This is a genomic window from Oerskovia sp. NPDC060287 (genome assembly GCF_042726775.1).
In the GTDB taxonomy this organism is placed as follows: domain Bacteria; phylum Actinomycetota; class Actinomycetes; order Actinomycetales; family Cellulomonadaceae; genus Oerskovia; species Oerskovia merdavium.
Window position 1 is genome coordinate 1 of the sequence record NZ_JBHXBO010000151.1, and the last position, 6,925, is coordinate 6,925.

General features: G+C 74.4%; 4 protein-coding genes and 1 riboswitch. Of the genes, 3 read left to right on the top strand and 1 reads right to left on the bottom strand.

The features are described 5' to 3' along the window. Positions 1-63: 63 nt before the first annotated feature. Positions 64-175: riboswitch (SAM riboswitch) on the top strand. Positions 176-282: 107 nt separating this feature from the next. Then, entirely contained in the window at positions 283-651 is a 369-nt protein-coding gene (locus ACFWFR_RS13425; RefSeq protein WP_377623285.1) for a hypothetical protein, read from the top strand. 132 nt (positions 652-783) lie between these two features. Continuing rightward, the gene (locus ACFWFR_RS13430; protein ID WP_191803781.1) at positions 784-1,458 is read left to right on the top strand and encodes a hypothetical protein; all 675 of its coding nucleotides are present in this window, start codon (positions 784-786) and stop codon (positions 1,456-1,458) included. Between the two features lie 87 nt (positions 1,459-1,545). Here the strand turns inward: ACFWFR_RS13430 and ACFWFR_RS13435 are convergent, their stop codons facing one another. Next, a complete protein-coding gene (locus ACFWFR_RS13435; protein ID WP_377623287.1) occupies positions 1,546-5,529 on the bottom strand; it encodes a TM0106 family RecB-like putative nuclease in 3,984 nt (1,327 codons plus the stop codon). A gap of 192 nt (positions 5,530-5,721) precedes the next feature. On the opposite strand from ACFWFR_RS13435, the gene ACFWFR_RS13440 reads away from it, so the two are divergent. Further along, complete coding sequence (locus ACFWFR_RS13440) at positions 5,722-6,828, top strand: excalibur calcium-binding domain-containing protein (RefSeq protein WP_377623286.1); 1,107 nt, start codon at positions 5,722-5,724, stop codon at positions 6,826-6,828. The last annotated feature ends 97 nt before the right edge of the window (positions 6,829-6,925 follow it).

Here is a 6,925-nt window from a genome sequence, read left to right on the forward strand (position 1 = left end):
CTCGTGCGTCCAGGACCAGGCACCTCCGTGCCTGGTCTCTGCCGCCGTGGTAGAACTGAGAACGGTCCAGAGGACCAGCGAACCGCCCTCCGGCGTGCTGGTCCGGCAACCGCGCGACGCGCACGGTGCTCCCGGAGGAAGACCCGCCCCCACGACCGTGGGGGAAGAGCGAGAAGCCCGGCGACACGGCGCTCCTCCTCGCGCCCCTCACCCTGGGCCCGCCCGGGTGGGCGTCGACGCGCGGGGTGAGCTCCGCCGTCGGGCACGGAGAGAAGGAGCACCATGGCCCAGCACGTCATGGAACGCCGGCCGACGACCGCCCCCTGTCCTGCACCGACCGTGTGCGACCGGTACGACACCGGGCACCTCCTGCACCCCGTCCACGCACGCATGCTCGGCAACCGGCCGTGGGGCTGGCGCGAGGGCACGGTCCGCGCGGTACGACCGGTCGACGGAGGCGTCGAGGTCGTCGTCGAGTACCTCACGGGCGAGGGCGCCTGCCGGGCGTGGCACCACACCGCGCTCGACCTGGCCGACGGGCAGACCGTGCGGGTGCACGAGCAGTACCACGCGCTCGAGGTCTCGGGAGCGGCGTTCAACGTCCGGCTCCTGAGCGGGGTGGGCTGCGTACCGGAGCCCGCTCGCCGTTGAGTGCATGGTTCGGCGGCGACTCGCCGGGCGTTTCGCCGCCGGATCATGCACTCGACGGAACGGCGACGCGGCGTACCGCGTTGAACCGGTGAGGGCACCCGCCCTCGACGGTTCGACCAGAAGGACACGCACATGGGATTCCTCGACCGCCTCCTCGGCCGCACCCCGCAGGACGACGGGGTGCCGCGCCGCACCGCGACCTACGACGGCCACGAGTCCCCCGTGTACGGCACCCCGCCTCCCGCCCCGACGGGTCCGGGACGCAGCGAGGACGACGTCGCGATCGACCGCTACCGCTACCTGCTGCGCACCGCTCCCCCCGAGGCCGTCGAGCAGGCGCACGCCGAGGCGTTCGCGCGGCTCACGCCCGAGCAGCGACGCCGCGTGCTCACCGACCTCGGCGAGAGCCTGCCGCCCGCCGAGCGCGCAACCTCCGACGACCCGCAGTCGCTCGCCCGCATGGCGACCCGCGCCGAGATGCGCAACCCCGGCACGCTCGAACGGTCGTTCGGTGGCAGGCAGGGCGGGCCGGGCATGGGGTCGATGATCGGCTCGAGCATGCTCGGCACCATCGCGGGCGTCGTGATCGGCTCCGCGGTCGCCAACATGATGTTCGGCCCGATGTTCGGCGACCCGACCGCGAACCTCGCGGGCGACGGCGGGACGGGTGGCGAGGGGGACCCCGGCGCGACCGAGGCCGACCCGGGTGCGGGTGACACGGGAGGTGAGTTCACCGAGGCCGGCGGGGACTTCGGGGGCTTCGGCGACTTCGGTGGTGGGGACTTCGGCGGGTTCGGGGACTTCTGAGGCCCTGTCCAGACCTTGGGTGCGTGATTCGGCAGCGGCTCGCCCGGCGTGTCGCTGCCGGATCATGCACTCGACAGAGGGCCGTGCTCAGGCAGGCCGCCCCGACCGGCACAGGCCGATGAACGCGCCCAGCTCGGCGAGCTCCTCAGGGTGCTGCGGCAGGTAGTCCGTGAGCCGGGGCGAGCGGACCACGACGGCGCACCACTGGCCCCGCGAGACCGCGACGTTGACCCGGTTGCGCGAGAGCAGGAACTCCATGCCGCGCGGCACGTCCTCGCGCGCCGAGGCGGTCATCGAGACGATCGCGACGGGCGCCTCCTTGCCCTGGAACTTGTCGACCGTGCCCACACGCACGTCCCCCAGCCCTGCGGCCTGGAGCGCGTGCCGCACGGTCCAGACCTGCGCGTTGTAGGGGGCCACGACCACGAAGTCGTGCTGGTCGAGCGGCCGCGATCCGGCCGGGCCCACACCGGAGGACCCAGCACCGGCGCCAGACGCTCCCTCGCCGGCGACGCCACCGACGGGCGCGACCCCGCCCTGCCCTCCCGGGTACCACGTGGTCCCGATCAGCGCCCGGACCTGCCGCACGATCTCCTGGGCCTCCTCGACCGAGGACACCGCGTTCCCTGCGTGCTCGACCTCGACCACGTGCACACCGGGCTCGACCCCCACGAGCAGCCGCTCGCCCGCGGCCGCCTCGGCGTGCAGCAGGCCCTCGTACGCGAGCTCGGACACCGCGTCGCACAGCGCGGGGTGCATGCGCCACGACCGTGCGAGGAAGTAGCCGAACTCCGGGGGCAGCACGTCGTGCCCGCCACCCGCGCGGGTCAGCCAGCCGAGGGCCGACTGGTCGACCGGCTCGGGGTGCTGCCCCTGCGAGACCTGCGGGAGCTGCTGCGGGTCGCCCAGGAGCAGGAGCCGCTGCGCGGCCCGCGAGACCGCGACGGTGTTCGCGAGCGAGAACTGCCCGGCCTCGTCGATCACGAGCAGATCGAGCTCGCCGTCACCGAAACGCTCGACGTGCGCGAAGTCCCAGGCCGTCCCGCCGATCACGCAGGGCCCTTCGCCGACGAAGGAAGAGGTCTGGGCGGAGTCCACGAGACGCCAGGGGACCAGCCGCGAGCCCTCGGGGAGCTCGGCGGCCGCGACGTCGTCGGGCAGGCCCGACCCCGCGTCGCGCCCGACCCTCGACACGTCACGCCCCTTGGGACCCGAGGCCTTCTTGCCCACACGGTCCGCAGCGACGCCGCCCTTGGTGATGACGCCCGCGAGGACGTTCTCGACGACGTCGTGCGACTGCGCCACGACACCCACTCGCCAGCCCTCGGCGACGAGGCGGCCGATCACCTTCGAGGCGAGGTGCGTCTTGCCGGTGCCCGGAGGCCCCTGGACGCCCAGGTAGGACCCGTCGAGGTCGCGGACGGCGTCCGTGACGGCGTCGATGTACCGCTCGGGGCCGTCACCCAGGGTGGGCAGCGGGCCGCCGGACACCGTGCGCGGCGGACGCCGGCGCAGCAGGTCGAGCGCGGGGTGGTCCGGCAGCCCGAGGGGAGCCTTTGGCCCGTCGGGGTTCTGCGCCTGGACGAGCGTCGCGAGCGCCCGGATCGAGGCTTCCTGCTGCGGCGTAGGCAGCACCTGCCCGACCGTCAGCGCCATGGGCAGCGCGTCGTGCGTGGCGGCTCCCTTGGGGACGGGCATCCGCACGTCGAGGACGTCGACCTCCCGGCCGCTCGCGAGCCTCCCGCGCTCGACGCCGTGCACGCGCACGCTCCCCGTCGACCAGCGCACCGCGCCGCGCGCGGGCTCGATCCCGTCGGGAGCCGGTCCCTCGAAGAGTGCGGTCGCGCCCTCGTAGCCCGCCTTGAGCTCGGTGCCGTCGGGCAGCTCACCGTAGAGCCGCAGGCGGCGCGACGGGTTGCTGCGCGGCGTCGCCCGGGCCCAGTCCTCGATCACCTCGGCCCGCTCCACGAGGAAGTACGACCGGGGGGTCTGCCACTCGTCGACCGGGTCCTTGAGCCGCGAGAAGTACTCCTGCCAGAACGGCTTGGCCTCGCGCCAGTAGTACCCGACCCCGGCGCCCAAGAGCGCGACGGCCTCCTCGTCGTCGGTCCGCCCGTCCCCCGACCGACCGTCCACGCCGCCCGCGAGCGCCCGTACGTCGAGCTCGACCTGCTCGGCCTCCGCGCGCTTGGCCCGGCGGGCCACCTCGGCGTCGCTGAGCTCGAGGACGGGCGGCAGGTCGTCCTCCCACCCGTCGCCGACCGGGGCCGGCGTGCGGACGTCGCTCGTCGCGGGGGCCGAGCGTCCGGCGAGGCCCAGCAGGAACTCGTGCAGCCGCAGGGTCGAGAGGCAGTCGTACTCGTTGTAGTCCGCGATGCCGCGCAGCAGCCGGGCGGCCTCGTCCTCGTCGCCCGCGTCGCGCGCGGCGCACCAGGTCGCGTACGCCACGACCGACGCGGCGGCGTCGGTCACGTCGCCGCCGCGGAGCTGGTCGCCCATGTAGAGCGGCTCGAGCTTCTTGATCGAGTACGACGGCGCCGAGACCTTGAGCGAGTGGCGCACGGTCGAGTAGAGGTCGACGAGCACGCCCTGGCGCAGGAGGTCGTCGACCTCCTGCTCGTAGACACCGTGGCGGGCCGCGATCGACAGCAGGTGGGTCTTCTCGTAGGACGCGTAGTGGTAGACGTGCAGCCCGGGGTGCTGGGCGCGCCGCTTGGCCAGGTAGTCGACGAAGTCGACGAGCGCCTGCTTCTCCTGCTCCAGGTCGTGGGCCCAGAACGCGTGGAAGGGCGGCTTCTCCCCGGGCGTGCCGGGTCGCTCGACGAGCCCGAACAGGTAGTCGATGTTCCACGTGACGTCGCCGGTCGCCGGGTCCGTGACGGACCACAGCGGGTCCCCCTCGAAGTCGAAGAACACGTCGCCCGGGTCCGGCGGGGGCAGGGCGCGCAGCGGCGCGGGGTCGACGACCACGTAGGAGAGCGTGTGCTGCTCCGTCCGGGCAGGTTCCGGGTCCCCCTCCCCCGGCACCACCTGCGTGCTCCACGTGACCGACCCGCTGGGGCCGGGCCCCAGGCCCGGCACGGCTCCCCCGTCGGGCGGCACGTCGACCAGACCGGCCTGGAGCCGGGCCTGGACCCTCAGCGCCTCGAACGTGCGTGCAGCGAGGCCGCGGGGCGGGGCCGTGGCCGACGCGAGCTGGGTCATGGTCGTGATGCCGCCCGCACGGAGCCGCACGCGCTGGGTGCTGCGCAGGCCCGCGACGCGGAGCAGGTCGTCGTGCTCCTCGACCTGCTGGGAGCAGTACCCGCAGGTGCCGCACTGCCGCAGCCCGGGGGCGTCCCAGCGGACCGGCTCGCCGGCCGCGCGGTGCGTGTCCAGCAGGTGCAGCAGCTCGGCACGACGCTCGCGGAACACGGGCAGGACGTCCGCGAGCCGGTGGTCGGTCACGGCTCGCGTCCCCAGGATCAGGTGCAGCACGGGCGACGTCTCGACGCCCGCGGCCAGGAGCTGGTCCGCGTAGGCCGCGAGCTGGAGCAGCGCGGGGACCTTGGCGCGCCGCGCGAGCTTCGCGTCGTACACCGCGTACTCGGGGCCGCCCGCGCCCGGGGCGCCGGGCCCTCTCAGGGTGCCCGACGTCGTCGGGCCGGCGGGGAGCAGGGAGACGTGAGCCGCCCGGCTGTCCGTGCGGATCAGGAAGTCCGCGCGGCCGTGGAAGCGGCCGTCGAAGAACGAGCCCTGGTAGACGACCTCGACCCCGTCCCGCAGGGCCGCGAGCGTCGCGGCGTGCGCGGCCACGAGGTCCTCGCGGCGCATGGTGCGCGGCACGGGGATCTCCCGGACCGCGTCCGCACCCACGAGGTCCACGAGCCCGGCGAGGACCTGCTGCTCGTGCACGTCGCCCAGGGTCGCGGTGCGTTCGAGCATGTCGTCCGCCTCGACCGCGCCACGGGCCGCACGCCCCGTCTTCTCGTCGAGCGTGCGCAGCAGGCGGTACTCGCACTCGCTCGCCGCGACGAGGTCGCTCGCCGAGAACACGAGCAGCTCCTCGGCGGACGGGTCCTGCTGGTCCATCAGGAACACGACGACTCCTCGGGATCGCTCACGCACGCTGCCGATCGCCCGTCTCGCTGCGGATCGGGGGCCGCCGCACGCTCCTCGACCCGGTTCCTTTGTACCCGGCGCCGCTGACAGGGCACGGAATTGGCGTCAACGGGCCGATCTGCAGCATAGTGAGCGCGCTGGAACTGTCGAAGGAGCTCTCCCATGGCCGTACATTTCAACCCGCCGCCCGGCTGGTTGGTACCCCCCGGTTTCGCCCCTTCGTCCGACTGGCACCCCGACCCGGCCTGGCCGGCCGCGCCCCAGGGCTGGGTCTTCTGGGTGGAGGCCGGCGCTGCCGCAGCCGTGCCCACGCCGCCTCCGCCCCCTGCCCCGCCCGCCTCGGGGGCCGAGGCCTGGTCCCGCGAGACGCCGGGCGGCGGGATCCCTGTGCTCTTCCAGACCGCGGGCGCCCCCGGAGCGTCGGCGGTCTCCGGGGCCACGAACGCCGTCCCCGCCGGCATGCACCCCGGAACGCTCCCCGCGACGTCCCCGGGGGGCGGGACCCCCGCGGTCGGGCCGACGAGGCGGTCACGCCGTGACGTGAGCGCACCCGCGCCCGCGGAGGCCCCCTCCTCGACCATGATCCTGCCGGTCGTCGGCGCTGCCGCTGCCCCGGGGGGCGCCGCCACGAGCACCGCCCAGGCCGGCGGCCCTGCGGTCCCCGTCGCGACGCCTGCCGCTTCCGCCGGGCAGCCTCCTGCTTCCGACCGCGGTCCGCTCGCGATCTTCTCGAGCGACGACGACGAGGAGCGCGAGGAGCGCACCTACATGCGCTGGCTCCTGCCCCTCGGGATCGGCGTGGGCTGCCTCGCCGTGGGGCTGCTCATCGGCCTCGGCGTGACGCTCAAGGCCCAGTCGGAGGCCGGCGACGCCACCGCGGCAGCGGCCCTCACGACCGAGCAGATGGCCGCCGAGCGCGAGAAGCTCGATGCCGAGCGGACCGACCTCGAGACCCAGCTCGCCGGGATCGCGGCCTCGACCGAGGCCGTCACGGCCCGCGAGACCGCCGCGGCCACCAAGGAGGCCGAGCTCGACGCGCGCGACGTCGCGCTCGACGACCGCGAGGTCGCGATCGCCGAGCGTGAGGCCGCCGTGCAGGACAACAACAACAACGGCAACGACGGTGGCTGGGACTCGGGCAAGGTCAACGGCATCTACCTGACGTGCGAGGCCGCGAAGCGCGAGGGCAAGACCCCGCTCAAGCAGGGCGACGACGGCTTCAACCCGGCGCTCGACTGGGACGGCAACGGCGTCGCCTGCGAACGCTGACCGGGTCTCACCGGTGGGACGCCGCGGTCGGCCGGCCCGAGGCGCCGAGGGAGGACGTGCGAAGGAAGTGGCCCCCGGGAGGGGAGATGAGCGGGGC

Coding starts and splice junctions, on each gene's coding strand:
- ACFWFR_RS13425 (WP_377623285.1), top strand. CDS start 283: ATGGCCCAGCACGTCATGGAACGCCGGCCGACGACCGCCCCCTGTCCT.
- ACFWFR_RS13430 (WP_191803781.1), top strand. CDS start 784: ATGGGATTCCTCGACCGCCTCCTCGGCCGCACCCCGCAGGACGACGGG.
- ACFWFR_RS13435 (WP_377623287.1), bottom strand. CDS start 5,529: ATGGACCAGCAGGACCCGTCCGCCGAGGAGCTGCTCGTGTTCTCGGCG.
- ACFWFR_RS13440 (WP_377623286.1), top strand. CDS start 5,722: ATGGCCGTACATTTCAACCCGCCGCCCGGCTGGTTGGTACCCCCCGGT.